Source organism: Streptosporangium sp. NPDC048886 (assembly GCF_055586905.1).
Window position 1 is genome coordinate 1 of sequence record NZ_JBVJHH010000060.1, and the last position, 25,421, is coordinate 25,421.

25 protein-coding genes are annotated in these 25,421 nt (G+C 72.0%); 7 read left to right on the top strand and 18 right to left on the bottom strand.

Annotated features, from left to right (window positions below):
- Positions 1-431: 431 nt before the first annotated feature.
- Together ACZ6R6_RS44160 and ACZ6R6_RS44165 are read right to left on the bottom strand one after the other, a co-directional pair.
- A complete protein-coding gene (locus ACZ6R6_RS44160) occupies positions 432-737 on the bottom strand; it encodes a DUF2470 domain-containing protein (protein WP_470102963.1) in 306 nt (101 codons plus the stop codon).
- 17 nt (positions 738-754) lie between these two features.
- Positions 755-1,261 carry a heme-binding beta-barrel domain-containing protein gene (locus ACZ6R6_RS44165; RefSeq protein ID WP_470102965.1) on the bottom strand — a complete coding sequence of 169 codons (507 nt, stop codon included), beginning with the start codon at positions 1,259-1,261 and terminating at the stop codon, positions 755-757.
- 67 nt (positions 1,262-1,328) lie between these two features.
- On the opposite strand from ACZ6R6_RS44165, the gene ACZ6R6_RS44170 reads away from it, so the two are divergent.
- Both ACZ6R6_RS44170 and ACZ6R6_RS44175 read left to right on the top strand, forming a co-directional pair.
- A complete protein-coding gene (locus tag ACZ6R6_RS44170) occupies positions 1,329-1,691 on the top strand; it encodes a DsrE family protein (RefSeq protein WP_470102967.1) in 363 nt (120 codons plus the stop codon).
- Between the two features lie 208 nt (positions 1,692-1,899).
- Positions 1,900-3,462 (top strand): OmpA family protein, encoded by a 1,563-nt coding sequence (locus tag ACZ6R6_RS44175; protein ID WP_470102969.1) that lies wholly within the window; start codon positions 1,900-1,902, stop codon positions 3,460-3,462.
- Positions 3,463-3,562: 100 nt separating this feature from the next.
- Here ACZ6R6_RS44175 and ACZ6R6_RS44180 read toward each other — a convergent pair whose 3' ends face one another.
- The 4 genes from ACZ6R6_RS44180 to ACZ6R6_RS44195 all read right to left on the bottom strand — a co-directional run bounded on the left by ACZ6R6_RS44180 (position 3,563) and on the right by ACZ6R6_RS44195 (position 11,021).
- A complete protein-coding gene (locus ACZ6R6_RS44180; protein WP_451927999.1) occupies positions 3,563-4,279 on the bottom strand; it encodes a type 1 glutamine amidotransferase in 717 nt (238 codons plus the stop codon).
- Entirely contained in the window at positions 4,269-5,558 is a 1,290-nt protein-coding gene (locus ACZ6R6_RS44185) for a MurT ligase domain-containing protein (protein ID WP_470102971.1), read from the bottom strand. The genes ACZ6R6_RS44180 and ACZ6R6_RS44185 overlap by 11 nt, the downstream gene beginning before the upstream one ends.
- Before the next feature lie 350 nt (positions 5,559-5,908).
- The gene (locus ACZ6R6_RS44190) at positions 5,909-8,866 is read right to left on the bottom strand and encodes an ATP-binding protein (RefSeq protein ID WP_470102973.1); all 2,958 of its coding nucleotides are present in this window, start codon (positions 8,864-8,866) and stop codon (positions 5,909-5,911) included.
- A gap of 184 nt (positions 8,867-9,050) precedes the next feature.
- Positions 9,051-11,021, bottom strand: coding sequence for a hypothetical protein (locus ACZ6R6_RS44195; protein ID WP_470102975.1), 1,971 nt, complete (start codon positions 11,019-11,021; stop codon positions 9,051-9,053).
- Between the two features lie 165 nt (positions 11,022-11,186).
- Here ACZ6R6_RS44195 and ACZ6R6_RS44200 point away from each other — a divergent pair, with 165 nt between their 5' ends.
- From ACZ6R6_RS44200 to ACZ6R6_RS44210, 3 genes are all read left to right on the top strand, one after another.
- Positions 11,187-11,834, top strand: coding sequence for a hypothetical protein (locus ACZ6R6_RS44200; RefSeq protein ID WP_470102977.1), 648 nt, complete (start codon positions 11,187-11,189; stop codon positions 11,832-11,834).
- Positions 11,831-12,490, top strand: coding sequence for a hypothetical protein (locus ACZ6R6_RS44205; protein WP_470102978.1), 660 nt, complete (start codon positions 11,831-11,833; stop codon positions 12,488-12,490). The genes ACZ6R6_RS44200 and ACZ6R6_RS44205 overlap by 4 nt, the downstream gene beginning before the upstream one ends.
- A 707-nt stretch (positions 12,491-13,197) precedes the next feature.
- Entirely contained in the window at positions 13,198-14,010 is an 813-nt protein-coding gene (locus ACZ6R6_RS44210; RefSeq protein WP_470102980.1) for a hypothetical protein, read from the top strand.
- On the opposite strand, the gene ACZ6R6_RS44215 is transcribed toward ACZ6R6_RS44210, so the two are convergent.
- Positions 14,000-15,286: a hypothetical protein gene (locus tag ACZ6R6_RS44215; RefSeq protein WP_470102981.1), complete on the bottom strand. Its 1,287-nt coding sequence runs from the start codon at positions 15,284-15,286 to the stop codon at positions 14,000-14,002. The genes ACZ6R6_RS44210 and ACZ6R6_RS44215 overlap by 11 nt on opposite strands.
- A 289-nt stretch (positions 15,287-15,575) precedes the next feature.
- A complete protein-coding gene (locus ACZ6R6_RS44220; RefSeq protein ID WP_470102982.1) occupies positions 15,576-16,127 on the bottom strand; it encodes a TetR/AcrR family transcriptional regulator in 552 nt (183 codons plus the stop codon).
- 60 nt (positions 16,128-16,187) lie between these two features.
- Between ACZ6R6_RS44220 and ACZ6R6_RS44225 the strand changes: the two genes are divergently transcribed.
- Positions 16,188-17,192 carry a DsbA family protein gene (locus ACZ6R6_RS44225; RefSeq protein ID WP_470102984.1) on the top strand — a complete coding sequence of 335 codons (1,005 nt, stop codon included), beginning with the start codon at positions 16,188-16,190 and terminating at the stop codon, positions 17,190-17,192.
- A gap of 121 nt (positions 17,193-17,313) precedes the next feature.
- On the opposite strand, the gene ACZ6R6_RS44230 is transcribed toward ACZ6R6_RS44225, so the two are convergent.
- The 9 genes from ACZ6R6_RS44230 to ACZ6R6_RS44270 all read right to left on the bottom strand — a co-directional run bounded on the left by ACZ6R6_RS44230 (position 17,314) and on the right by ACZ6R6_RS44270 (position 22,373).
- Complete coding sequence (locus ACZ6R6_RS44230) at positions 17,314-17,613, bottom strand: DUF1416 domain-containing protein (RefSeq protein ID WP_470102986.1); 300 nt, start codon at positions 17,611-17,613, stop codon at positions 17,314-17,316.
- Complete coding sequence (locus ACZ6R6_RS44235; protein ID WP_470102987.1) at positions 17,613-18,452, bottom strand: sulfurtransferase; 840 nt, start codon at positions 18,450-18,452, stop codon at positions 17,613-17,615. Before ACZ6R6_RS44235 ends, ACZ6R6_RS44230 begins: the two co-directional genes overlap by 1 nt.
- Positions 18,453-18,465: 13 nt before the next feature.
- The gene (locus ACZ6R6_RS44240; RefSeq protein ID WP_470102988.1) at positions 18,466-18,864 is read right to left on the bottom strand and encodes a DUF4395 domain-containing protein; all 399 of its coding nucleotides are present in this window, start codon (positions 18,862-18,864) and stop codon (positions 18,466-18,468) included.
- A 63-nt stretch (positions 18,865-18,927) separates the two neighbouring features.
- The gene (locus tag ACZ6R6_RS44245; RefSeq protein ID WP_352036913.1) at positions 18,928-19,011 is read right to left on the bottom strand and encodes a putative leader peptide; all 84 of its coding nucleotides are present in this window, start codon (positions 19,009-19,011) and stop codon (positions 18,928-18,930) included.
- A 169-nt stretch (positions 19,012-19,180) separates the two neighbouring features.
- A complete protein-coding gene (locus tag ACZ6R6_RS44250) occupies positions 19,181-19,597 on the bottom strand; it encodes a thioredoxin family protein (protein ID WP_470102990.1) in 417 nt (138 codons plus the stop codon).
- Between the two features lie 212 nt (positions 19,598-19,809).
- Positions 19,810-20,586, bottom strand: a complete 777-nt coding sequence (locus tag ACZ6R6_RS44255; protein ID WP_470102991.1) for an anti-sigma factor family protein — start codon at positions 20,584-20,586, stop codon at positions 19,810-19,812.
- Between the two features lie 20 nt (positions 20,587-20,606).
- On the bottom strand, positions 20,607-21,119 hold the full coding sequence (locus ACZ6R6_RS44260; protein ID WP_031166096.1) for a sigma-70 family RNA polymerase sigma factor: 513 nt from the start codon (positions 21,117-21,119) through the stop codon (positions 20,607-20,609).
- A gap of 48 nt (positions 21,120-21,167) precedes the next feature.
- On the bottom strand, positions 21,168-21,848 hold the full coding sequence (locus ACZ6R6_RS44265; protein WP_470102992.1) for an LmeA family phospholipid-binding protein: 681 nt from the start codon (positions 21,846-21,848) through the stop codon (positions 21,168-21,170).
- A 273-nt stretch (positions 21,849-22,121) separates the two neighbouring features.
- Complete coding sequence (locus ACZ6R6_RS44270; protein WP_451927988.1) at positions 22,122-22,373, bottom strand: MoaD/ThiS family protein; 252 nt, start codon at positions 22,371-22,373, stop codon at positions 22,122-22,124.
- A 205-nt stretch (positions 22,374-22,578) separates the two neighbouring features.
- Between ACZ6R6_RS44270 and ACZ6R6_RS44275 the strand changes: the two genes are divergently transcribed.
- Positions 22,579-23,292 (top strand): response regulator transcription factor, encoded by a 714-nt coding sequence (locus ACZ6R6_RS44275; RefSeq protein ID WP_470102994.1) that lies wholly within the window; start codon positions 22,579-22,581, stop codon positions 23,290-23,292.
- 227 nt (positions 23,293-23,519) lie between these two features.
- Here ACZ6R6_RS44275 and ACZ6R6_RS44280 read toward each other — a convergent pair whose 3' ends face one another.
- Positions 23,520-25,316: a bifunctional metallophosphatase/5'-nucleotidase gene (locus tag ACZ6R6_RS44280; protein ID WP_470102996.1), complete on the bottom strand. Its 1,797-nt coding sequence runs from the start codon at positions 25,314-25,316 to the stop codon at positions 23,520-23,522.
- Between the last annotated feature and the right edge of the window lie 105 nt (positions 25,317-25,421).

Sequence of the window (25,421 nt, forward strand, 5' to 3'; positions counted from 1 at the left end):
CGCTCCGACCTGGGTTTGTAGTCTCGGGGCACGCCGAAAGGAGGTGGTCCGAACAATGGTTGATCATAGTTGGGCTAGCGAGGTGGCTGTCCGCTAGGACGCCGCGACTCCGGACTCTGTCCGGGCGTCTGGCGACGTTCGGCGAATCCACGACAATCACCGGAACCCCGGGCTGCCAGAGGGCGGGCCATCCCGTCTCGGACGGGTCCCCCGTCTTTGGTCCATCTGGCCCTCCTGTACGGCAGGAGGAGCAGGCCCGGGGTTCTTCCCTTTTTTCACCAGGCCCGTTCTCAGGTTCACCGGGCCTGTTCTCAGGGCCTTTCTCCCCGCCCCGCCCCTGTTCTCCCGGCCTTGAGCCTCTCCCCCTGTTCTCCCGGCTTTGAGCCCCTGACCTTCCGCGCCGGCCCCCTGACGTCTCCGGGCCCCGGCGGTCAGTGCTCGCCGCGGGCGGGGACGCCGAGGGCGGCGCAGGCGTCCTGGTAGAGGCGGACCACTTCCCTGCGGACCTGGGCGCGCTCGGTCAGCGTGGCGCTCCACGGGACCCGCACCGCGACGTCCTGACCGCCGACCACGGCGACGAACTCGATCGCCTCCGCGTCAACCCCTGTCGTGGTCGCGCTGGTGGCCTCGGACTGCCCGCCGAGGCCCTTGCAGATCAGCAGCGCGTCATCGCGATGATCGTCGTTCATGTGCCGCTTGATGGCGTCGACCACTTCGGGGGTAAAAGGGGAATTCATGCGCCAAATCGTAGCTATTACCCCTCAGACGCGGAGCCGGCCACCTTCTTGAGCTCGGCGGAGATGTGCGACTGCAGCGGCTGCCCCACGGCCGCCATGTCATAGGCCCACATCAGGTTGCCGTTGACCAGGCCGTAGAGGCGGTGACCGGCGGTGTATTCCTTGGCGGTGGCGGTGCGGGCCACCACGTCGGTGTGGAGCTCGATCTTGTTGAAGACCACCTCGCCGAGATAGATCTCCACGATGCCGGTCGGATGCGTCAGGCACACCTCCAGCTGGCGGTCGGGCAGCTGGCGCCAGAAGCCGGTCTCGGTGGCCAGCGGGCGGACCGTGTTGCCCGCCTCGTCGAGCAGCCAGGTGCGGCTGGTGTAGGTCAGGAAGGGCTTGCCGTTGTGACCGAAGACGATCTCCTGGCCGAAGTTGAAGCTCTCGATCGTCGGGTATCCACCCACCCCGGCACCTTCCCACCGGCCCAGGAGGAAGGCGATCGGCTCAAGGTCGGGATGCAGTTCGGGAACGTCCATGCGTTCGAGCCTAGGCCCGGCACGGCACGGCTCGCGCCCGTGACACGGACCCGCATAGGCTTCGGGCATGGCACGATCACTGGTGATCAAGGTGACCGCCGGCGAGGACGCACCCGAGCGCTGCAACCAGGCGTTCACGGTGGCCGCGGCGGCGTTGGCGAGCGGGGTCCCCGTCTCTCTCTGGCTGACCGGCGAGTCGGCGTGGTTCGCCCTGCCCGGGCGGGCGAAGGAGTTCGCGCTCCCGCACGCCGCCCAGCTCGGCGACCTGCTCGACGCGGTGCTGGCCGCGGGCCGGGTGACGCTGTGCACCCAGTGCGCGGCCCGGCGCGGCATCACGGTGGACGACGTGATCGAGGGAGTGCGCATCGCGGGCGCCCCGACCTTCGTCGAGGAGGTCCTCGGCGAAGGGGTCCAGGCACTCGTCTACTGACGGGAGCCGGCCCCGCTCCACCGCCGGGGCCGGCTCGGCCACCGGCGGGGAGACGCCCCTGTCGCGGGGCTCCGCCCCCGTGCGGCCCTGTCCTCCTACGGCTCCGCCCCCGGCGTCCGGCCGGCTGGTGTGACGCCGGCCCCGTGAGGCGTTCAATGCTGCCCGAAAACACTGCTTTTGGGCTGGAAAGTACGACAACATCGGTCAGGTGAATCACCGGATCGCCGTCCCGTTAATCGCCGTGCTCATGACATCGGCCTGTGCGGGGCCCCCGGAGGCCGCGCCACCCCCGGCCTCCGCGCCGCCTCCCGCGCCCTCCGCCAGCCCCCCGGCGACGACCGCCGCGGCGGAGCCCAGCCCCTCCGGGCAGGACACCCGGCCCGCACTGGCCGAGTCACGCAGCACGCTCACCGAGAACCTCAAGATCGAGGTCGTCGGGCTGAACCGGGTCAAGGGCGAGCACCTGATCGTCCAGCTCAGGCTCGCCAACACGGGCACCGGCGAGCACCTGCCGTGGACCGGCCAGATGGGCGACAACACGCGCCCGCCGGGGGAGATCAGGTGGGCTTCGGGCATCGGCGTGCTCGACGCGCGGGCCCGCACCTGGATCCTGCCGTACAAGCCCGCGGACCTCCCCTGCCTCTGCAGCGACCAGGACCGCGACGGCCTCGGATACTTCATCGACGCCGGCCGGTCGATCACCGTGTACGCGGTGATGCCCGCCCCCTCCGGCGACCCCGCCACCACCACGGTCGTCACCCCCGCCGGACCGCCCATGCCGAACGTGCCGATCAGCGACGAGCCGCCGATCGTCCCGTCCGGCATGGAGATCCCCGACCCCGACGCCGGGCCCGTCACCACCGTCACCCGCCGGATCGTGACCCCGTCGCAGGCGCTGGACAGGTCGGAGGAGACCGCCGACGACGGCGGTGACCTCCAGGTCAGCCTCTCCTCCGACGTGCTGTTCGCGGTGGACGAGGCCACGCTCACGTCCAGGGCCCGGACGGTCCTGGCGCGCACCGCCAAGCTGATCGACTCTTCGGCCGGGTCCACGGTGAAGGTAGAGGGCCACGCCGACTCCTCCGGCACCGACGCCGTCAACGACCCGCTGTCCGCGCGCCGCGCGCAGGCCGTACGGCGGGCCCTGTCCGCGCTGGTCTCCAGGGAGGTGGGCTTCCAGGCCAGGGGATACGGCTCGCGCCGCCCGCTCTACAGCAACGACACCGACGAGGGTAAGCGGCGCAACCGCCGCGTCACGGTGACGTTCGCCAAGCCGCGGCCCGCCGAGCCGGACCAGCCGGCCGCCCCTTCGACGGCCGGCACGCCGGACGCCACCGGGCTGAAGGGCACCACAAGGGCGGACGGCCAGCCGATCTCCATGGAGGTGACCGGCCTGCGGCGGCTCCCGGGCGGTCTCGGCCTGCTGACCTACCGCGTCGGCAACACCGGCGACGGCGAGGCGTGGTTCAACGAGCTGCACCAAGCGGAGGACTGGATGTCCTTCAAGTATCAGGCGGCCGGCAACGTCACGCTGACCGACGTGGCCGCCCGACGCCAGTATCTGCCCGGCCGGCTCCAGGTGCCCGCCGACGACGGCGGCACCGACTCCTACTGCGCCTGCACCGAGGTGTCCGGCGTGCGCCTGAGCACCGAGAAGTTCGGTCCGGGCCAGTCCAGGGAGTTCTGGGGCCTGTTCGAGCTGCCGGAGGGCGCCGCCACGCTGAAGGTGAAGATCGCCGGCTTCCGCGACCTGCAGGTGCCCGTCCAGTGACGCCCGCGGCCGCTCCGACGCCTGCGGGGCGGAGTGCAGTGGCACCCCAGGGTCGGCGCGGCGGCGCGCCCGGCCCCCTGACCGTCCGGGGCGGCGGCTCTCAGTGGGGCAGCACCGCGGCCAGCCGCTCCTGACGGAGCCGCTCGAACCAGGTGTCGTCGATCGGCGGGAGCTGGGCGCCGACCGCCCAGCTCAGCAGGAGGTCGGCGAGGCCGGGGTTGCGGGCGAGCGCGGGACCGTGCAGGTAGGTGCCGACGATCCTGCCGGCGTAGCAGCCCTCGGTGCCGTCGCCGTTGCCGGTGCCGACCGTCGTGCGGGCCAGCGGCCGGACGCCGGGGCCCAGCCGGGTGACGCCCATGTGGTTCTCGAAGCCGGTCAGCGTCGGGATGCCGAGGGCCGGGTCGGCCTCGCCGGCCAGCTCGCCGACCGCGCGGCCGGTGCCGCGGCCGCTGGCGATGTCGATCAACCCGATGCCGTCGACCGGCTGCCCCTCCTCACCGCCGAACGTGGTGCCCATGATCTGGTAACCCGCGCAGACGGCCAGCAGGCAGGCGCCGCGCGCCACGGCCCGGTGCAGGCCGCCGTCCCGGCGCAGCCGCTCGGCGGCCAGGATCTGCGGCCGGTCCTCGCCGCCGCCGATCAGGTAGATGTCGCCGCCCTCCGGCACCGGGTCGGCCGAGCGCACGTGAACGGTCTCGACCGGGATGCCGCGGCGCTGGGCGCGCTGCTCCAGGACCAGGACGTTGCCCTGGTCCCCGTAGGTGCTCAACAGGTCCGGGTAGATCCAGACGAGTCGCAGGGCGCTGTCAGACTGCACGACCGAACTCCGATCGAATCTGCTGGAAGGCGGTGTAGTTGGCGATCACGTCGACCTTGCCCGGCGGCTGCGCGGCGAGTGCCTGCTCGAAGGAGTCGGCCAGCTGGAAGGGCACTCCGGCCACGTCCAGCCGGAGCGCGAGGTCGAGGCGGCGCTCCCCGGCGACGTAGACCGGCCTGCCGCGCAGGACCCGGTAGTCGACGTCCCACAGCCAGGAGGTGTCACGGCCGTCGGGGCCCTGGGCGTTGACCGACAGGATCACCGGCAGCGAGCGGTCGAGCACGTCGAACGCCTCCAGCCAGCCGGCGGGGTTCTTGGCGAGCAGCAGCCGGGCGTGCCGCCCGTCGCGCTGCACGGTGGTGTAGCGGCCCGCGACGGACTTGACCTCGCGCAGGCGGGGCAGCGCCCGCTGGATCGGCAGGCCGAACGTCTCGGCGGTGGCCAGCGCGATCACCGCGTTGGCCCGGTTGGCCCGGCCCGGGAGCTGGATGTCGAGCACCCAGCGCTGCCTGCGCGGGTCGATCACCGCGTCGTCGTCGAGGATCCAGGACGGCTCGGGGCGGCGGAAGGTGCACTCGCGGCAGGCCCAGTCGTTCTCGGCCGTGCGGGAGGTGACCATGCCCGAGACGTGGCCGCCGGGCGGGGTGTATTCCATGCCCTTGCGGTCGAGCGGGCCGCCGCACTCCGGGCAGCACCAGGAGTCTTCCTTCCACGGCTGCCCGGCCGACACCCAGGTGACCCTGGTGGCCGTGGAGGCGCCCCAGGTCACCAGCGGGTCGTCGGCGTTGGCGATCACATGGGTGTTCTTGCCGGCGAGCGCCCGGCGCCACTTCTGGGCCAGCAGCCAGATCTCACCGGCCCGGTCCATCTGGTCGCGGCTGAGGTTCATCAGGACGATCACGCCGGCCCCGGTGGTGTCGATCACCTCGGGCAGGTATTTCTCGTCGACCTCCAGGACGCCGTAGGGGGCGTCCTTGGCCGACGACAGCGCCGAGACGTGCCCGGCGGGCATGTTGGCGCCGAAGGCGTTGGTGGCGACGTCGCCGAGGTCCTGCAGCGCGGAGGTGATCAGGCGGGTCGTGGTGGTCTTGCCGTTGGTCGCGCTCACCAGCGCCAGCTTGCGGTCCTGCGCGAGCTGGCGCAGCAGGTCGGGCTCCAGCGCCAGGCCGACCCGGCCGCCGATCACCGATCCGTCGCCGCGGCCGGTCGCCCTGGACAGGGTCGCGGCCGTCCGGCCGAGAGCACTCGCGAGCTGCGCCCGCAGCGGAAGCTGAGTCATGCCGTCTCCTCGCCTAGCGGCCTGTCACAGGACGGCTCGGCAAGCCGGGCCTGGTCCGCCGAATCGCTCATGCCGCAGATCCTAGCCGTGGTTGGGCGCTGTCCCCGTCCGGCGGCGCCCCGCGCCGGTCCGTGAGGAGCACGGGCCGGGCGCGGATGTCCGAGGAACCGGGCCCGGGTGTCCGGGGGGCCGGGCACCGGCCGCCGGCGGTCCGAGCGCGTCCCCCGCAGCCCCGGCGCCGGGCGCGGGCCCGCGTCACCAGGGCCGCGGGCAGGCCCGCCCCCGGGGAGGGCCGTCAGCGCGGCCGCAGGGACAATAACCACAGATCGCTTCATACAGTGATGATTACATTACTCACTGAAAGCGAGCTCGGCGGTCTCCGGTGACGCCGCGTCGAACGGCAGCACGAAGCGGTGCGGCCAGGACAGCACGCTCTCCAGCCAGCCCGCCCCCATCGTCTGGGCCACGTGCCGGAGCCGCTCGGCCGGGTCGACGCCGATCGTCACCGTGAGGATGTCCCGCTCCACGCCCTCGTGCCCGTCGTCGCCGAGGATCACCCGCCAGGCCAGTGCCCGGTTGCGGTCCACCTCCATGGAGAGCGGGTGGTGGCGCAGCGCCTTGGCCCGGTGACCGAGCAGTTCGGCGCCGTTCGCGGGGCGGCTGAACAGCGGATATTCCATCACCGGCGCGGCACCGCGCGGGTTGGGCGCGGGCTGCCCGTAGGGGAACAGCCGGTCCACCTCGTGCAGCCAGCGGACCTGCGGGATGACCCAGGCAGGGCCGGGCCGCTCGCCGACCTCCCGGTCGGGCCCCAGCAGCCGGGTCGCCGCCGTGGCCACCTGCTCGGTCAGCTTCACCGGGTCGCTGACGGTCCGCAGCGACCACGCCCGGCGGCCCACGCTGCGCTCCACCGCCGTGGCCAGCAGGCATTCGCGCCGCCGCAGCGGGAGCTCGGCCCACAGGTCGGCCAGCGCCCGGGGGACCCCCGGGACCGGCCGGTCGGTGCAGAAGGCCAGCACCAGGGTGTCGGTCCAGATCCGCAGCCAGGCCCACTCGGGCGCGTCGGCCAGCAGGTCGGCCTCGCGGAGCTCGACGAGCGTGCACGCCCGGCCGGTCCTGCACTCCTGTCCGCACGCCGCCGAACGGCGGCCGCAGATCGGCGGCATGTGGCCGGGGACCAGCCGCTCGCGGTCCTCCCCCAGCGGCACCTGGACCCGCAGCGGCCGGTCCATCCCGTCGGCGAAGACCGCCGCGACGCCCGGCTGCAACGAGACGACCTGCCGCGACTGCTCCTCGCTCAGGTTCATCGCGGCCCCCACGAGCTGCCGGTCGTCCTCGGCCGGGAGCCGGTGCACGACCTTCAGCGCCGTGTTCTTCACCACGTCGGAGACCAGCTTGGTGGGGATCTGCTCGGCCACCACGATGCCCTCGCCGTACGCGCGGATCTCGGCGAGCATGCCCGCCAGGAGCTCGACCGCGTGCGTGCTGGCCCGCCCGGCGCCGCGGTCGCGGAGCAGCCGGTGCGCCTCCTCGATCACGATGACGTGCCGGAGCCCGCTGCTCCGCTCCTTCCTGGCCCGCATCCGCAGGTGCTCGACGATCCGGATGATCAGCGTGCCCATCAGGAACGCCTTGTCCTCGTCGTTGGCCACGTCCTCGATCGCGAACACCACGTTGCGCTGGAGCAGGTCGCCGATGTCGGCCGGGTGGCCGCCCTCGAAGAACCGGCCCGCCGAACCGACCCGCAGCGACCGCAGCCGCAGCGAGATGAAGCCCTCGACGTCGGCCTGGACCTCCTTGCCGTAGCCGATCTCCTTGATCACGTCCATCGCGTGCTGCTGCAACTGCTCAAGCGTCGGTACGGCGGGCCGCACGGCGGCGCCGGGAGCCGCCCAGCCGGTGACCACGTCCCAGCCGTTGGCCTCGTAGACCCGCTGCAGGGCGAGCGACATGATCTGCGGGAACGGCTCCTCGGCGTCGAAGGCGGCCATGAACAGCGCCCGGACCATGTCGATGTGGGCCTGGACCGGATAGCCGGGCTCCGGGGCGAGCGGGTTGACGCTGAACGGCACGCTGTCCGGGGCCGACGGGTTGATCACGGTCACCGGGGCGAGGTGCTCGACCCTGCCGCCCATCGCGGCGTACTCGGACTTGGCCGGCTCGATCGCCAGCCACGGGATGCCGGCCCCGGTGAGCTGCTCCAGCAGGTGCCTGACGGTCTGGGACTTGCCCGAGCCGGTGGCGCCGGTGATGAACGCGTGCCGGTTCAGGGTCGCCAGCGGGACCCTGAACGGGCCGACCCCCCTGTCCTGCCCGTCCAGGATCGCGCCGAGATCGATGGTCCTGGCGCCCGGCGTGACGTCCGCCTCGCTGGTCACGTCGAAGAAGCCCGAGTCGAGCACCCGGACCCCGGGCACCTCCCGGCGGGGCAGCCCGGCGAGCGCGGCCAGCGCCCCGGCGGTGGCCGCGAACGGGGCCGCGGTGCCGTCGGCGGGGTCCTGCAGGGTCACCGACAGCGCCTCGGCGAAGCCGTACACCGGACCGGCCAGCGCGCTGCGCAGGCGGTAGGGGTGGTGGCTCATCTCGGCCGAGCCGACCAGCACGGGGGCGATCTGGCGCAGCTCCTCGGGCCCGGCGGCGCCGGCCAGCACCCGCACGCTCCAGAGCCCGGCCTCGCGGAAGGCGTCCAGCTCCTGCATGCGCCGCTCGGCCCGCTCGGCGTCGTAGCGCGAGCGCTCGGAGGCGTCGCCGTACTGCCTCAACACGTTGAGCTGGGTCCGCAGATGCGCCACCTCGGCGTCCAGCAGGTCGGTCTGCTCGGCCACCACCAGCCAGGCGAACGGCCGGGACATGAGCGTGACCAGCGTGGACTCGAAGAGCGTGGGCCGCCTGAGCTCGTCGGCGTCCGGCTCGCGGCGGCCCCCGAGCGGTGGGGCCTGCCGGCCCGGACAGGCGGTCCAGGCCAGGTCGGACAGGTCACGGAGCCACTCGTCGCCGATCCGCACACCCCGGGCGCCACTGGGGAACAGCAGCGGCTCGGGGCCGGCGGGGAACGGCCCGCTCTCGGCGGCGGCCCGGCGCGGCGGGCGCGGCGGCGTCAGCGGCCCGGCGTTGGTGATGAGCTCCAGCGGGGCGCCGGAGCCCCGGGAGAGCCAGCCGGCCACGAACGGCCGGCCGCGCTGGGCTGCGGAGAGCACCGCGGGCAGGACGGTGACGAAGTCCCATTCCGCCGACGACGTGCGCGTGGGCGCAGCGATCGCCTGGATCCGGTACCAGGGACCGGTCAGACCGGCCGGAGGACGGGACACGCTTGGCTGCATTTGGTCTCCACCCAGGGGACCCGGCCCGAGGCCGGGGGGTCGACGCTTCACGGACCGCCCCGCCGTACCGGCCGGCGGGGCTCCGGGGGCAGGTCACCCCAACGACCAAGGTCGAACCTTCCGAGGGGATCGCACCCCCGCATTGGCGATGCCATTACCACAAAGAGACGCTTCATTGGCGTCTGCGCCAGTCGAGCCGGGGTGGCGGCGGGCCCAGGTTCGGCGGGGCGTCCTCGAACAGGCCCGGCTCCCGCTGCTCCCGCTGCTCGCGCGGCTCGCGCGGCTCCTGCGGCCCGGCGCCGTCCAGGACGGCCTCCTTGATCTCGTCGAACTCCCCCAGCGTCGTCTTCGGGAAGGTCAGTATCGCGGGGTTGGCGTCGGCGAGGCGGACCCGGCGTCCGTGGGCGGTGGCGTCGGTGACGATCACCGAGGTGGTGGGGAGCTGCTGGAGCTGGTGGGGCTCGACGAGGAACTCGCGGGAGCGGTGCAGCACCCGCTCGGTCTCCCCCATCGCCTTGGTCGCGCGGCGGCCCCACTCGGTGGACTCGGTGATGTCCTCCTTCAGGTCCGCGCGGCTCACCTCCCGCCCGTCCTCGCCCTCCTCCGCCTGGCCGACGGTGGAGACGTAACCGCCGTCCATCCCGGCGCCGTCGGCGCTGATCGTCTCGGTGAGCTGGGCCAGCTCCAGCCGGTGCTCGGTGCCGACGTGCTCGCTGGCGATCCGGGCGTCCTCGGCGTTGCCCAGCCGCATGAACGTCACCGCCGCGTGCCCCCTGCCGAGCCGTTCCCGCACGGTCGGGGTGAGCGAGCGGTAGGTGAGCACCAGACCGGTCCGGGAGGTCTCGCAGGCGTCCATCAGCCGGTCGAGCACGTCGCCGCGGAGCTTGTCCGCGCCCGCGACGATGATCGTGTGATACCAGGGCCGTTCGGAGGCGGGCGACTGGCGCAGGATGTGGGTGAGGGCGGTGGCCACGTAGGTCCCGAGGACCCGGTTGCCGAACACGCCCGCCTGCCGGTCCATCGACACCACCCGCAGGCGCGCCGGCGGCAGCCGTACCGCCTCCGAGCCGAGGGTCTCCAGCTTGCGCAGCTGGGACTCCAGCGCCCAGGCCCGCTCGATCACCACCCGGTCGCTGACGCCCCGGCCGAACAGCGTGCCGATGCGCTCCAGCTGGCCGGCGGTGATCAGGCCGAACCTGAGGTCGTCGCGCGGGTCGCCGACCTGGGCCAGGGCCCGGAGGGCGGCGGTGACCTGGTTGATCGTGGCGTTCTCGCCGAGGACCTCCAGGACCCGCTCCAGGATCGCGTTGTCGAACGACAGGTCCCGGGTGGTGCGGTGCTCCTCGCTGACGCTCACCACGTGGGCGAGCACGTCGGCGAACGCCTCCGGGGGCAGCGTCGCGCCCAGGTCGAGCCTGGGGAGGTCCACCGGGAGCACCCAGACCAGCGGGTCGTCCCCGCCCCTGCGCGCCAGCTCGACCAGGTCCTTGGCGATCGCGCCCTCGGACAGGTCGAGCACGGTCAGATGGCCGCCGCTGTAGAGCCGGGTCGCGCCGAGCAGGGTGATCAGCGCCGACCAGCCGGGCAGCGTGCCCCCGGCGACGTCGATCCGGTCGATCTCGTCCGGCACGGCCACCGCGTACCAGGTGAGCTGGCGGTCGTGGCGCTCCTTCTTCTCCGCCCACTCCCGGTAGCGGACGGCGTGCTCCTCCTGGGCGTGGAAGAGATCCCTGTCGCGCTCCTCCCGCCGCCGGGCGCCGACCGCCTGGCGCTCGCGGATCCGGTGGCGGACCGCCCTGTCGCCCTGGTGGATCGCGTATGTGCAGAAGACCGCCACCCCACCGGCGGCGATCAGCCCCACGGCGGCGAACGACCAGTTCAGCAGCTCGGTGACGCCGAGCAGGAGGATCAGTACGGCGAGCCCGGCCACGAACACCCTGAAGATCTTCACCGGCCGGTTGAGCAGGTCCTCGTTGAGCCGTTCCCGGCGCACCCACTCGGGGTCGACCGGGTCGGCGGGGTCCTCGACGGGAGAGGGACGTTTCGGAGCCGGGCCCGGATCAGGGTGCAGCAGGGCATACTGCCAGCCCAGGTAGATCCGGTCCGCCTGGAGCTGCGCATGCTCGGGATGCACGTCCGCCACGGAACCTCCGCCATAGGGCTCTCGCCGCCTCGGTGACAGCGTAAGAGTTAGACCTCCTATTCGGGCAGCGTTCCCGCCAATCCGCTGCATTTTCCCCATGTTCAATGCCACTTATGGGGTGTATGAGTCGGTTGGGGTGGAGGTCAGCGATTACCATCCTTTGTCATGACGTCTCCCCCCGGTGGCGAAACCAGCCGACGACGCCCGATCGCAGTGCCGGCCGCCGCCCTGGTCATAGCCACCGGCCTGGGGATCACCGCGGCGCTCGGCGGGCTCGGCGAAGCCCCCGACGAACCCCCCAAACAGCTCGGCCCGGGCTCCAGCCTGGACCAGGGCGAGTTCATGACCAAGTTCGTGGAGTACAGGTCGCTGTTCCAGCGCGACCCGCTCGGCGGCCACGGCAAGCGCTTCGTCGAGATCGAGCTTGAGATCACGAACAAGAGCGACGAGACCACCGGCGTGGGAGCTCCCCGCAACGGGAAAACACCGGGTTTCTTCTTCGCCGAGTCCCTGCTGAAGATGACCCCGGAGATCAAGAGCGAGAACGGGCCGCTCATCACCATCCCGGACGAGGGCGTGCCGAGCAGGCAGTTGCACCCGGGGATGACCTCCACCGTCGTGGTCAGATACGAGCTGCCGGACGGGGAGCGCCCGCCCAAGAAGATCCAGCTCGACGTCGGCACCTTCGAGCTGACGGAGGGGTTCATGCTCGGCTCCGCCTGGGACCTGGTCAAGGACGGCGACGACCCGGACTCTCCGCCCGAGGTGGCGGCGCAGGTCACCCTCCCCGTCAAGCAAGGAGGGACCCTGTGACGAGCACCGAGACCCCGGCCCGGCCCGAGCAGGCCGCCGGTCGCCGGGCCCCCGCCCCGCCGAGCCGGTGGCGCCGGGCGGGCGTCCTGGGCATCGGCGCGGCGCTGGCGGCCGCGGCGGTCGGCCTGCAGACGCTCGGCCTGGACCGGGAGGCCCGCACCGCCCACCTGACCTGGACCGGAGGTGTCGGCGAGGAGGTCTCCGCCTCCCGCTTCTCCGCACGGGTCAAGGCCGTGCACGCCGCCAAGGCCATCGAGGTGACGGGTCTGAGCGGCGCGGTGGAACGGGCCACCACCTCCGGGATCTTCCTGGTCGCCGAGGTGGGGGCGACGGCCAACCGGGAACCGCAGAAGTTCGCCACCCCGACACTGCTGGCCGAGGACGGCAAGCGCTACGCGGCCACCGACAAGGTCGACGCCTCCAAGACCATCACCAATCCCTTCATCCAGGTGGGCTGGTGGGCCGAGAGCGTGGCGATCTTCGAGGTCCCGGCGGCCGCCCTGCCGGGATCCCGGCTCGTGCTCGCCCCGAAGAACGGGTTCATCGGAGAGGCACTCCTGCCCGAGGTGGAGATCGACCTGGGCCTCGACGAGTCCGCCGCACAGCGCCTGATCTCGAACGCGAAGGACGTCTACCAGTTGGCGAGCAAGAAGTGACGGGCACGCCGCACTCGGAGAACGAGGGCAGCCCCGACTGGTTCACCCCTAAGGAGAGCCGTTCCACCGGAGAGCACCGGTCCCCCTCGGAGACCGGCCTCCCCCCAGAACTCCGCTCACCCCAGAAGCCCCGGTCACCCCTCGAAGGGGGTTTCCCCCCGGAGACCCGGTCACCCCTGGAGACGGGCTTCCCCCCGGAGACCCGATCACCCCAAGAAGGGGGCTTCCCCCCGGAGACCCGGCCGCCGGGGGACGACCGCCCCGCCGTCCCCTCGCGGGAGTCCCACCAGGGCGCCTCCTGGTCCAGCGGCGCCTGGCCCACGCCTCCGGCCGCACCCGGCGCCCACGCCGCCCCGCAGGCACCCCCTGAGCACGGCGGCCATCCCGGCGCACCCACGCCCGGGACCCACCCCATGGCCCCACCCCCCGGCGCCCACGCCGTACCGCCGCCCGCGCCGGAGATGCGGCCCCTGCCCGGCTCGGGCCCCGGCGGCCATGCCGTACCGCCGCCCGGACTCGGGGGCCGCCCCCCGGGTCCCGGCCGCCGCGAGCCCGGCGGTCCCCCGAACCCTTCTGGGCGTCCGGAGGCGCCCCGGGGCCGTTCCGGCGGAACCCCGCTCCCAGGGCTTCCGATTGACGCCAACTGGACGCCCGGCCCCCGGCGGGCCTTCTCCGACGAGCAGGTCTGGCCCCCCATGCCGAGGCCCGTGAGCGAGCCCTCGGACCCCTCGACCCAGCCGTTCCCCGCCGTCCCGGGCACCCCGCTGCCCAGGCCCGCTCCCCCGGCCGCGCCCGGAGCCAGTGCGACCGTCCCGGGAGCCGCACCCGTTCCCGCAGCCGGTGCGACCGTCCCCGGATCCACAGCCGTCCCCACGGCCGGGACCGAGACCGGAGCCGGGGCTCCGGTCGGGCCGGAGGAGGCCGCCCCGGCCGCCGGCTCCGTCCCGCCGCGACGCCGTACGGCGCTGCGGATCGGCGGCGCGGTGCTCGCCGTGGCGCTGGGCATGGGGATCCCCACCTGGAACGGGTACGTCTTCTACCGGAGCGGTAATCCCGCCTACCAGATCCACACCGTGGCCGCCGGAGGCACCGGGACGCTCATGAACGTGGCCTGGAAGGTCAAGGTGGAGCAGGCCGACAACCTCCCGGGCGCGCGTCCGATCAAGGCCGACCAGCGGTGGCTGAAGATCACGGTGACCAGGACGTCCCTGAACACCGAGGGCGTGATCCGGCGGGGCGACCCCACGGTCAAGGTCAAGCACCCCGACGGCCGCGCGTGGCAGACCGAGGTCGTCGACAACAGCCTGCCCGTGGAGGTCAGGGACCACAAGATCGGCACCGGCTACGACTACAACCTGGTCAGCCTGGTGCCCCGGAGCGTGGCCGGCGAGGTCGAGGTCGAGGTCCTGCCGAGCACGATCCGGGTGCCGTTGGAGGAGGAGTCCGTGGAGGACATGTTCAAGCGGGTGGGGACGGAGAAGAACGACCCGCAGGACCAGGTGCTGCTGTTCAGGCGGTGAGCGTCTCCCCCGCCTCGCGGCTGCGGGTGGCGGCGATGTCGAACGTGGCCGCCAGCAGGCAGGTCGTCAGCACCGCCACGACCAGGTCCTCGACGAAGTCGAGGGGCGGGCCGGTGATCAGCCAGAGGTAGGGCTCCTCGCTGCCGATCAGCGTCCGCAGCCCGCGGTGGGCGTAGTCGCCTCCCACCCGGAGCGCGACGTAGCACAGGCAGAACATGCCGAACAGCGCGGCGCCGCCGCGGGCGGCGAGCCGGAAGGCGTTCGCGGGCGGGACCCAGCGCTCCTGGAACCCGGTCGTGGCCCGGGTCATGGTGTTGCGGGTCAGGGTGTGCGTCTGTTCCATCCGGTCGGCCACGGCGTCCAGCCGGGTCCCCCGCACGACCGCCCGGGTGTCCTCGGCGAAGGCGCCGTAGACCAGCGAGGCGACCGTGAGCCAGGTCAGCGGCACGATCAGCCCGTCCACGACATGCGGCCAGACCTCGCCGACCCCGTCCCAGAACGCCTTCCACCACGGAATGCTCTTCTCGGCGTCCTCGATCCAGCCGCTGACCGCGGCTATGACGGAGCGGTGCGACAGCCAGTCGGCCCGCGCGCCGGTGAAGGTGAACATCGCGTTGATGCTGTAGAAGGCGAAGGCCAGCTCGAAGAACGTGGTGAGGAGGCCGCTGCCCTTGACCTTGCCGTTGGCGTGCCACCAGCCGAACAGCGTCTTGAGCAGGTACGCCGCCACGGCGATGGCGATGGACAGCCGCACGTCCAGCCCGATGAGGACGGTGCCCCCCTGGCCCTGGACCCCGGCGAAGGCTCCCTTGAGGTCCTGGTCGGCCTGGTTCACCAGGTCGAGCGTGGCGAACTCGCGCGCGTCCTCCCCCTGGAAGTTCCAGGCCATGTAGATCGTGGCGAAGACGAGCGTGGCCCGGTTGAGCGCGCCGAACATGCTCTCGTCGGCCTCGCCGCCCTCCCGCCGCGCCCGGATCTCCCGGAGCGCGCCGCGCACCGAGTGCAGCATGCCGACCATGACCACGAGCTCGTTCAGCACGATCAACGTGAAGATCAGCATGGTGATGGCGAACCGCAGTTGCTGGTAGTCGCCGTGGGCGACCTCGGTCCCCGTCCACAGCAGGGCGGCGCGGACCGCCCGCCCCGCCGAGAACCAGATCACCAGTGTGAGCGCGCAGGCGCCGAGGATCCTGAGCGTGTGCAGGGGCAGGGAGTACGCCGTGAGCGTGGCCTGCGCCCGGCCGGCGGCTCGCGGCGGGGATGACGGCGTGGGCATAACAGACGTTCCGGACACTCGATGAATCGTAGCGACCCGCCGTGACCGGCCACAGCGAAACGCCCGCGCGATCCGCCCGCCCAGTCCGCCCGCCCGACCGGACCCAGCGGAGCGGACGCCCCGGCCGGCGCCGAGCACATCAGGTCCCGCTCAGGTCCCGGTCCGGGTTCAGCGGAGCGGACGCCCCGGCCGGCGCCGAGCACATCAGGTCCCGCTCAGGTCCCGGTCCGGGTTCAGCGGAGCGGACGCCCCGGCGGGCGCCGAGCACGTCAGGGCTTCCCGGCCCGGTTCAGCGGATCAGGCTCCACGTCAGCCCGGCGATCTCCTCGGCGGGGCGGGGCGGGTGCTCCTCCAGCCAACCGGTGAGGACCCCGATGAGCGCGCCCGCCAGGTAGTGGGCGTGGATCTCCGGCGGCACGTCGTCGTGGCCCGGAGGGCGGGAGCCCGCCGCGAACGGACCGCGCAGCTCCGCGACCAGCGCCTCGCGCAGGCGGGCGCAGAAGCGGGCGCTGCCGTACGGCCCGAGCATCCGCCGGTAGAGCGGGGCCCGGAGACCGACGTGCTCGAACAGCGCCACCAGTGACGCCGGGACCGGCCCGGCCTCCCCGTAGGGACAGCGCGCGGCCTCGGCGGCCAGCTCGCCGACGGCCGCCTCCATGGCGTCCAGCACGAGATCGTCGCGGTCGCGGTAGTGGACGTAGACGGTGGCCCGGTTGACCTCGGCCCGCTGGGCGATCTCGGCGACCGTGACCGAATCGGGGTCGCGCTCGGCGGAGAGCTCCAGGACCGCGGCGCGCAGGCGGGCGCGGGTCCGGCGGACCCGCGGGTCGTCTTCAGTCATGCGACCAAGATTAAACGACACATGTCGAATAAACGACGGCCGTCGTTTGTTACACCGGCCATGAAGCGCATCGAAGTCTGGGCCGACATGGTCTGCGCCTGGGCCTACATCGGCAAGCGACGTCTGGAGAAGGCCGGATTCGGCGAGGACGTGGAGATCGTCTGGCGTCCCTTCCAGATCGACCCCATGGCTCCGGCCACGGCCGAGCCGCTGGAGGAGGCGCTGCGCGACCCGGTCGCCGAGGGCGCCCTGCGGGCCTGCAACCCCGACCTGACTCCGGCGGAGAACCGGGCCCGCGTCTCGCGCGTCGCCGCCGGGGAGGGCCTCGGCCCGCGCTGGGGCGCCGCCTGGCGCTCGAACACCTTCGACGCCCACCGGGTGGTCGCCCTCGCCCACGAGCGGGGCGGGGCCACCCTGCAGGACGCCGTCGTCGAGCGGATCATGCGCGCCCACTTCGCCGAGGCCGCCGACATCGGCGACCGGGCCACCCTGGTGGCGCTCGCCGCGGAGGCCGGCCTGGAGGGCATGGCGGAGGCGCTCGACGCCGGGGAGGGGACCGCCGAGGTCCGCTCCCAGCTCCTGCGCGGCAAGGCCATCGGCGTGGCCACCTCGCCGACCTTCGTGGTGGGCGGTACGGCGGTCGCGGGCGCGCAGCCGCCGGAGGTCCTGGAGGATCTCCTGCGGCGGGCCGTCCCGGAGCGGGAGCTCCCCGACGAGGTCAGGCTCCTGCGCCAGGCCGAGTCCCTGCTTGAGGTCCGGGACCCCCTCGGCGCGCTGCAGACCCTGGAGCCGCTGCTGGCCGGCCACGGCGACGACCCCGCCGTCCGCCTGCTGGCCGCCCGCGCCTACTTCGGCTCGGCCCAGCTCAACCGGGCGAAGGAGACCCTGGAGTCGCTGCTGGAGCGCTCGCCCGGCGACCACTACGCCAGGTTCCTGCTCGGCAGGACCCTGGAGCGGGCCAACCGCCACACCGAGGCACTGCCGCACCTCCGCCTGGCGGCGGCCATGTCCCCGGAGCCCGGCTACACCGACGCGCTCCACCGCGTCGAGAGCCGGGTCCCGTGACGGCGGACGGCACCGCCCGCCCCGGCACCGCCCCGGCGCCGGGGTGGGGCCCGCCGGGCCCTGGAACGGCTGAGGGCCGGCACCCCGTGTGGGATGCCGGCCCTCGGCCGTCGGAGGAGGGTCAGACAGCTACCGCGAGCTGGGTGACCTCGCCCAGGCGGGCCTGGGCCTTGATGTCCTTGGTGATGCCGCCGCCCGCGATGATGCGGACGGTCCACTCACCCGGAGCGGCGAAGAAGCGGAAGACGCCCTCCTCCGACACCACGACCTCACCGGTGAACTCCCCGGAGTGGTCCAGCAGCCGGGCGTAGGCGGTGCCCGCGCCGGACACCACCCCCTGGATGACGGCCTGGGTCGACAGGTCGATCCCGGCCGGAAGAGCGATCGTCTGTTCCGGAGCAGCGCAGCCCTGAGTCGTCATTATCGAGCCTCTCCCAGTTCGATCGGCACGCCCACCAGCGAGCCGTACTCGGTCCATGAACCGTCGTAGTTCTTCACACTCGCCTGATCGAGGATCTCGTGCAGCACGAACCAGGTGTGCGCCGAGCGCTCACCGATACGGCAGTAGGCGATGGTGTCCTTGGTGAAGTCGACGCCCTCGCCCTCGTAGAGGGCCCGCAGGTCGGCGTCGGACTTGAAGGTGCCGTCGTCGTTGGCCGCCTTCGACCACGGGATGTTGCGGGCGGTCGGCACGTGGCCGCCGCGCTGGGCCGCCTCCTGCGGGACGTGCGCGGGGGCCAGCAGCTTGCCGGTGAACTCATCCGGTGAGCGCACGTCGACCAGGTTGAGCTTGCCGATCGCGGCGAGCACGTCGTCGCGGAAGGCGCGCAGCGAGTGGTCCTGCTCGCCGGCCCGGTAGTCGGTGGCGGGGCGTGCGGGGACGTCCTTGACCAGCTCGCGGGAGTCGAGCTCCCACTTCTTGCGGCCGCCGTCGAGGAGTTTGACGTCGGCGTGGCCGTAGAGCTTGAAGTACCAGTAGGCGTAGGCGGCGAACCAGTTGTTGTTGCCGCCGTACAGGACCACGGTGTCGTCGTTGCCGATGCCCCGGGAGGACAGGAGCGTCTGGAAGCCCTCGCGGTCGACGAAGTCACGGCGGACCGGGTCCTGGAGGTCCTGCTTCCAGTCGATCTTCACGGCGCCACGGATGTGGCCCTTGTCGTAGGCACTGGTGTCCTCGTCGACCTCGACGAGAACGATGCCGTCGGTGTCGAGGTTGGCCTCGACCCAGTCAGCGTCCACCAGGGCGGCGGAGCGGCTCATGAATCCTCCGGGATTATCTTGCGGCGGGCAGTAAACGGCGAATGATGAGGAACATCTCGCAGCCGAGGCAGAAGCCGAAAGCTGCGTTGAGGAAGGCGGCGAAGAGAGCCGCGGCGGTGGCGCCGAGGGCCAACGGCGTGATCTGCGTGATGTATCCGACCAAGCCCACCAGGGCGAAGGCGAGTCCGACCCCCTGCGCGAAGCGCGGCGGGGCGGCGTCCTCCAGCTCCCTGGGAGGGCTCTTCACTATCCCTTTGAAAACCATCCCGTACGGCGAGGCGCCGAAGATGCCCAGCGCGAACACCAGGGCCTGTACGGCCAGCAGCCATGCGCTCCCTGTGATCAGGACGAGCGCGAGGACGATGGTCGTCACAGCCGCGGCGGCGCGGAGAGCCCGGGGATCAGCCTGCATCGCTTGATGCTCCCTGAAGGGTTGTGCAGATCGGTGCGGCTCAGCGGCCGCTTGAGATCGCCCTTAGGAAGCGCGACAGAGCGCGGTGGTCACGCGGCAGAAATCAACCGCGCGCCGCTTCGTCAGCAGCTCTGTCGTGGGGTTCATGCCGATGACACTACCCCGACGTTCCGGGATCTGTCACATCCCTGTCCAATTCCTGAGACAAGATTGCTCAACGGGCGGTAGGGTCCGCCATCCGCCCACCGCATGCCCACGGTCCGGCCGCCGGGCCACCCATCGCCGGACCACCGGCCGTCCATCGGCAACCCGCCGGTCACTCGTCGACGGCCAGGCCCAGAGCCCCGATCACGTCGGCCTTCCGCGGCTGCCCGGAGGCGCGCTTGACGACCTTCCCCGACGCGTCGAGGACCAGCACGGTCGGGGTGCGCAGGACGTTCAGCGACCGGACCAGGTCGAGACGGGACTCCGCGTCGATCTCCACGTGCGCCACCCCCGGCACCAGCTCCGTCACCTCGGCGAGGATCCGGCGGGTCGCCCGGCAGGGCTGACAGAAGGCGCTGGAGAACTGCACGAGCGTGGCCCGCTCTCCCAGCACCGTTCCGAGGTCGCCGGATGTCAGCCGCTCCACGTCGCCCCCCACCTCGCGTGGCACGCCGCTGCGCCACCGCACCACCACGCCCACCAGCGTGGCGACGGCCAGCGTGACGAGCACCACCGTCAACCCGGTCACGGAGCACGACAACACGCGGCCGTGCCGCGCCATTCCCCCGGCCGGAGCGCCGGCGCCCGCTCCCCGAGCAGACCGGCGTCCGCGAGGCGGCACCCCGAAGAGAGCAACTCAGGAGAGGCCGCACCCGGAAGACGGCGCCCGGGAGCAGCGCCCGGAAGACGGGCCCGGAGCCCGACGCTCAGGGCAGCGCGACGCTCAAAGCGGGGCGACGCTCAGGGCAGCGCGACGCTGACCAGCATCCGGCCTCCGGCGGTGAGGATCTCGAACTTCGTGATGTTCGCGGGAGGGATCGTGGTGGTGCCGGTGAAGGCGCCCGAGGCGTCGTAGGCGGCCCTGTCGACGATCCAGTTGCCGGCCGTCTCCCGGGCCCCGTCGACGCCGACCACGTCCAGCCGGCAGCGGGTGCCCTTGGCGACCCCGGTGAGCACGACCTTGACCGTCGTCGCCTTCTCCCCCGGCGACGCGGTCACCGTGGCACGGACGGAGCCGTTGTTGTTCGTGGCCTTCCGCTCACCGGTGTCCAGCATGAGCCGCGCGTCGCCCTCGGTCACGGCCGACTGCGAGGGAGCGGCCCGCTCCTTCGCCGAGTGGCCGCCGTCGTCCTGCGCCGAGAAGGGCGCGGTGTTCTCGGCGGCGCCGGAGGACTGGGGCGCGGACGCCGTCGTGGCGTCCTGGGCGGTCTGGGTGGTCGACCACAGGGTCCCGCCGACCCCCACCAGCACGACCGAGGCGGCCAGCGAGAGCAGCGCCCGGGTCAGGCGGCGGCGCCGTTTGACCTTGGCGCTGAGCAGCCGGTCGAGCACCGCCTGGGGCGGGCTGCTCACCTGCGCCACGTCCGCCTCGGACACCCGCCCGAGGAACGTGGCCACCCCGGTCAGCTCCTCGAACTCGGCCTGGCAGCCGACGCACTCGGCCAGATGCGCCTCGACGAGCACGCACTCCTCGGGCTCCAGGGCCCCGAGCACGTACGCCCCGAGGGAAATCCGCACTTCTTCACAGGTCGTCATCATCATGGCGCGAGCCCCCGCTCCTCCAGCGCCAGCTTCAGCGCGCGAAGCGCGTAATAGGTGCGCGACTTCACCGTTCCCGCAGGGATGCCGAGCGCCTCAGCGGCCTCCTTGACCGACTTCCCCTGGTAGTAGACCTCGGCGAGCACCTCGCGGTGCTCGGGCCGCAGCGTGGCCAGAGCCTCGGCCACCGCCCAGGACTCCACGGCCCGCTCAAGCTCGTCGTCGGCGGGCAGCACGGCGAGCGCCTCGGCGCCCGTCTCCGGGGGACGCGACTTGCGCGCCCGGTGCTGGTCGACGACGAGGTTGCGGGCCACTGTGAACAGCCACGCGCGGATGGGCCGCCCGCTGAGAGCGTCGGGATGCCGCCAGGCCCGCAACAGCGTTTCCTGCACGACGTCCTCCGCTCTCCCCGGGTCACCCGTCAGCCGCAGTACGTAGCCGTAGAGTGGCCCGCCGTGCTCGTCGAAGAGCGCTCTGACGAGCTGCTCGTCGGCGGTTCCGGCTTGACTCACATCCTCACGACGTACGGCGGGGCGGATCGGTTCGGACACGGGGACGGGTCAGCCCCGGAGGGGGACGTCGGACGCCTCACCGGAGATCTGGAGCCCTTCCGGCACGGTCTTCACATCGGTCACCTTGAGGTTGAACGGCAGGTTCTTGATCGGGATCTGGTAGCTGATGAACCGCTCGGGCCGGGGCACCGGGATGCCGCCGCCGAGCGTGACCTGCTCGGGGACGAACTTCACCCCGCCCTCGACCAGCTCGATCTTCATCTTGGCCTTCGCCGGCACCTTCTGGCCCAGCACGGTGATCTCCCCGTTGACGTTGAGGCCGTCGCCGTCGACCTCGACCTTGATCCCACGCGGAGCCCGCTGGTTGAGCGTATCCAGGGAGAGCACCACGGTGCCCGCGACGCGCTCGGCGCGTATGTCCACCCGGTCGGCGCGGAGCACCAGGTCATCCAGCGGCGCGGTGACCCCGTGGAGGGTGAAGTCCACGCTGGACAGCCGGACCCCGGCCAGGCTCATCGCGCCCGCGGCGACCTTGACCTCGTCATACCGCCCGGCGACCGCCTGGGTGAGGAACGGGATGCCGACGATGGTCACCTCGGGCGGGGTCGCGAGGTCGTATTTGGCCGTCGCCCGGGTGGCGATCTCCCGCTGCACCCCCGAGACCGCGACCCTGTCCAGGACCGCGAGGAGAACGAGCAGCAAAATCAGAAAAGCGACCAGCTTGCGCATCCGATCCCCTGTCCATTCGCCCGATCCGGCCAGCGTGCCATCGCAGCACATCCCCTGGCAATCTTGTCCAAAACGCCGCGTCAACGATCACATCGCCGGGGCCCGCCGGACGGCTCTCCCCACCCGCGCCGTCCGCCGCCCGCCCACGGGCCCGTCCGCGGCGCCGGCCGGCCTCCCGCGGAATCCGCGCCGACCTCCCGTCGCCGGTGTCAACCTTCGGCTGCCGGCCTCCGCCGGTCAATCTCCCGGTGCCGGCCGGCCTCCCGGTGCCGGTCAGCCCCCCGCGAAGGGAGGGAGCACCTCGACCGTCGCCCCGTCGGCGAGCACGATCGTCTCGTGCGCCCGTCTGCCCACCGGGTCGCCGTCCACCAGGAAGGACGACCGCCGGACCACCTGGGCCAGGCTGTCGCGGCCCGCTGTGACGTCCGCCATCAGCTCGGCCAGCGTCGCCGCTTCGAAGGGTTCTTCGGCGACGCCCGCGGCGTCCTTCGCCGCCGCCCAATAACGGATCGTGCCCCTGGCCATCTGCGAACCACCCCTCCTGCATACTCACGGTCACCATGTCATTACGATGAATCCACCGGAGAAACGAGTGTTCATCAGGTGGACGTCAAGTGGACGCTTCATCCTTGTGGGCTATCCTCACCTACTACGGGACCTGGGCGACGTAGCCCCCGGGTCCTTACGTGTTTGTACGGCTATTGCCGGCATGACGCGGGAAGGAGGCATAGTGAGCAATCTCCTGCTGCTCACCAACGCCCTTGAGCCCTCGACTGAGGTGCTCCCGGCGCTGGGGCTGCTGCTGCACTCGGTCCGGGTCGCGCCCGCGGAGGCGTCGGCGCTGATCGACGCGCCACCGGCCGACGCCGTCCTGGTCGACGCGCGCCGCGAGCTCGTCCACGCCAAGAGCCTGTGCAGGCTGCTGCGGACCACGGGCATCGACTGCCCCCTCCTGGTGATCGTCACCGAGGGCGGCCTGGCCGCGATGACCGCGGAGTGGGGCGCCGACGACGTGATCCTCGACAGCTCCGGCCCCGCCGAGGTCGAGGCCAGGCTCCGGCTGGCCGTGGGCCGGCTGAACCTGTCGGCCGCCGAGGAGGCCCCCGACGAGATCCGCAGCGGCGAGCTGTCGATCGACGAGGCCACCTACACCGCCCGGCTCCGCGGCCGTGCGCTGGACCTGACCTTCAAGGAGTTCGAGCTCCTGAAATACCTGGCGCAGCACCCCGGCCGGGTCTTCACCCGCGCCCAGCTCCTGCAGGAGGTGTGGGGCTACGACTACTTCGGCGGCACCCGGACCGTCGACGTCCACGTCCGGCGGCTGCGCGCCAAGCTCGGCGCCGAGTACGAATCGCTGATCGGCACCGTGCGCAACGTCGGCTACCGGTTCGTGCCCGAGCGGGGCAGTGAGGCCGCCGAGGAGCGCGAGCCCGCCCGCCGCTAGCCACACCCGGTCACGGACCACCCGCCGCCGGCCGTACCCCTGACGCGGACCACCCGATGCCGGCCGTACCCCTGACGCAGACCGGATGAAGGCCCACCGGTCATCCGTCCGGTGGGCCTTTCCGCTGGGCTTTCCTGGGCTTTCCTGGGCTTTCCGCTGGGTCTTTCCGGCTGGCCGGGCCGTCGGGCCTCGGCGAGGTCAGGCGGCCCGGCCAGGAGTGGTGGTGATCAGGGGGTGACGGTGATGTGGTTGGGGACCGGGGGCGTGATCGACGGGTTCGCGGCGAAGTAGGCGGCGAAGGCGTCGATGTCGAGCGGGCCGCTCCACAGGTCCGTGCCGTCCTTGAAGGCCAGGAAGGCGTCACCGCCGCCGACGAGGAAGTTGTTGGCGGCGACCCGGATCGTCTGGGTGTCGGTGACGTCGACACCGTCGATCTTCAGGTTGGAGACCTTCGAACCCCAGGCCGCACCCGTGCTGTAGGTGTAGGCGAAGTTCGACGACGGCTGCAGGATCTTGGTGAAGGCCTGGTTGTTGGGCCCGCCGGTGAACTGCTGCTCCAGAACGGTCTTGAGCTGCGCGCCGGTGAGCGTGATGACCTGCACGAGGTTGTTGAACGGCTGCACGGTGAAGGCCTCGCCGTAGGTCACCACGCCGTCGCCCTCGCCGACGGGAGAGCCCGCGTAGGTGAGGCCGGTGCGGACGCCGCCCGGATTCATCAGGGCGATCTGGGCGTTGCCGCCGGTCTTGGCGGCGGCGAGCTGGCCGTCGGCGATGAGGTTGCCCAGGGGGGACTCTCCGGACGCGGACCCGGTGTTGGTGATGTCAGCGGTGATCCTGCCGATCGGCTTGTTGGCCACCGACGCGACGCGCTCCTTCCACGTCTGGACGAACGTGGAGATCTCCGGGTCGGGGGTGACGGTCCGGGTCACGACCTGGTTGTCGGCCACGACCGAGGAGCGCACGACGTCGCGGGTCCTGACGTCCACCTGGAAGTCGACCTTGGTGATCACCCGGCCGAACGAGCCGCCCTGGCTGTACAGGCGGGCGCCGCCGGCGGGGTCGGTCACCGTGCACAGGTAGGCCTGGTGGGAGTGGCCGCTGAGGATCATGTCGATCTCGGCGTCCACCTGGGTGGCGATCCGGTTGCCCGCGCCCGGCTGGGCGCTGCAGGCGTCGGGCGACTGGCCCGGGGTGACCTGGTCACCCTCGTGCACCAGCACGACCTGGGCCTTGACGCCGACCAGCTTGAGCAGCTTGGAGGCGACGTTGGCCGCCTTGACCTCGTCGATGAACTCCAGGTCCTTGATGCCCTCGGAGGTGACGATGTTCGGGGTGGTCTTGGTGACCAGGCCGATGAAGCCGACCGGCACGCCGTTCATCCAGCGGACCGTGACCGGCGGCAGCGCCGGGATGCCGTACTCCTTCAGCAGCTCGCGCAGCGAGCCCGTGCTCTGGCCGCCGAGCGCGGCGAGCGCCTCCTTCTCGGCGGCCGCGTCCGGCCGCTTGAAGATCACGTTGGCGCCGAGATAGGTGTAGTCCGCGCCCTTCCACTCACCGGCGGGCGAGCAGCCGTCCACCGGGTGGCAGCCGCCGCGCATGATGCGCCTGAGCTCGCCGTAGCCCTCGTCGAACTCGTGGTTGCCCACGGCCGAGGCGGTGACGCCGACCTTGCCGAGGAACTCGACCGACGGTTCGTCGTGGTAGGCCGCGGAGATCAGCGGGGTGGCGCCGATCAGGTCGCCCTGGGCGACCTTCAGTGTGTTCTTGTCCGACAACTGCTTGAGGTGGGTGGCGACGTAGGCGGCGCCGCCCGCCTCCACCGTGGCGCCGTTCTCGTCGACCATGCGGCCGGAGGAGCCGGTCGGCGGCTCCAGGTTGCCGTGGAAGTCGTTGAGGGACAGCAGGCGGACGGGGACCGTCCTGGCGGCCCTGTCGCCCGCCTCGGCCGGCCCTATCGCGAGCACGGGACCGGCCCCGGCGAGAACGCCGGCGGTGGCTAATCGCAGGAAGGAGCGAGACATCATGAACCACGACATTAAGCCGACAATCCATGCGCGGAATGTCTGAGAGGTAACGATTCGCCTGACTAGAAGATGGCACTTTTTGCCAGTACCCGGCGATCCGATGAA

What these genes read in the sequence shown, in the direction of transcription:
- ACZ6R6_RS44160 (WP_470102963.1), bottom strand. Translation starts at nt 737, where the DNA reads ATGAATTCCCCTTTTACCCCCGAAGTGGTCGACGCCATCAAGCGGCAC.
- ACZ6R6_RS44165 (WP_470102965.1), bottom strand. Translation starts at nt 1,261, where the DNA reads ATGGACGTTCCCGAACTGCATCCCGACCTTGAGCCGATCGCCTTCCTC.
- ACZ6R6_RS44170 (WP_470102967.1), top strand. Translation starts at nt 1,329, where the DNA reads ATGGCACGATCACTGGTGATCAAGGTGACCGCCGGCGAGGACGCACCC.
- ACZ6R6_RS44185 (WP_470102971.1), bottom strand. Translation starts at nt 5,558, where the DNA reads ATGACTCAGCTTCCGCTGCGGGCGCAGCTCGCGAGTGCTCTCGGCCGG.
- ACZ6R6_RS44200 (WP_470102977.1), top strand. Translation starts at nt 11,187, where the DNA reads ATGACGTCTCCCCCCGGTGGCGAAACCAGCCGACGACGCCCGATCGCA.
- ACZ6R6_RS44215 (WP_470102981.1), bottom strand. Translation starts at nt 15,286, where the DNA reads ATGCCCACGCCGTCATCCCCGCCGCGAGCCGCCGGCCGGGCGCAGGCC.
- ACZ6R6_RS44220 (WP_470102982.1), bottom strand. Translation starts at nt 16,127, where the DNA reads ATGACTGAAGACGACCCGCGGGTCCGCCGGACCCGCGCCCGCCTGCGC.
- ACZ6R6_RS44225 (WP_470102984.1), top strand. Translation starts at nt 16,188, where the DNA reads ATGAAGCGCATCGAAGTCTGGGCCGACATGGTCTGCGCCTGGGCCTAC.
- ACZ6R6_RS44230 (WP_470102986.1), bottom strand. Translation starts at nt 17,613, where the DNA reads ATGACGACTCAGGGCTGCGCTGCTCCGGAACAGACGATCGCTCTTCCG.
- ACZ6R6_RS44235 (WP_470102987.1), bottom strand. Translation starts at nt 18,452, where the DNA reads ATGAGCCGCTCCGCCGCCCTGGTGGACGCTGACTGGGTCGAGGCCAAC.
- ACZ6R6_RS44240 (WP_470102988.1), bottom strand. Translation starts at nt 18,864, where the DNA reads ATGCAGGCTGATCCCCGGGCTCTCCGCGCCGCCGCGGCTGTGACGACC.
- ACZ6R6_RS44245 (WP_352036913.1), bottom strand. Translation starts at nt 19,011, where the DNA reads ATGAACCCCACGACAGAGCTGCTGACGAAGCGGCGCGCGGTTGATTTC.
- ACZ6R6_RS44265 (WP_470102992.1), bottom strand. Translation starts at nt 21,848, where the DNA reads ATGCGCAAGCTGGTCGCTTTTCTGATTTTGCTGCTCGTTCTCCTCGCG.
- ACZ6R6_RS44270 (WP_451927988.1), bottom strand. Translation starts at nt 22,373, where the DNA reads ATGGCCAGGGGCACGATCCGTTATTGGGCGGCGGCGAAGGACGCCGCG.
- ACZ6R6_RS44280 (WP_470102996.1), bottom strand. Translation starts at nt 25,316, where the DNA reads ATGATGTCTCGCTCCTTCCTGCGATTAGCCACCGCCGGCGTTCTCGCC.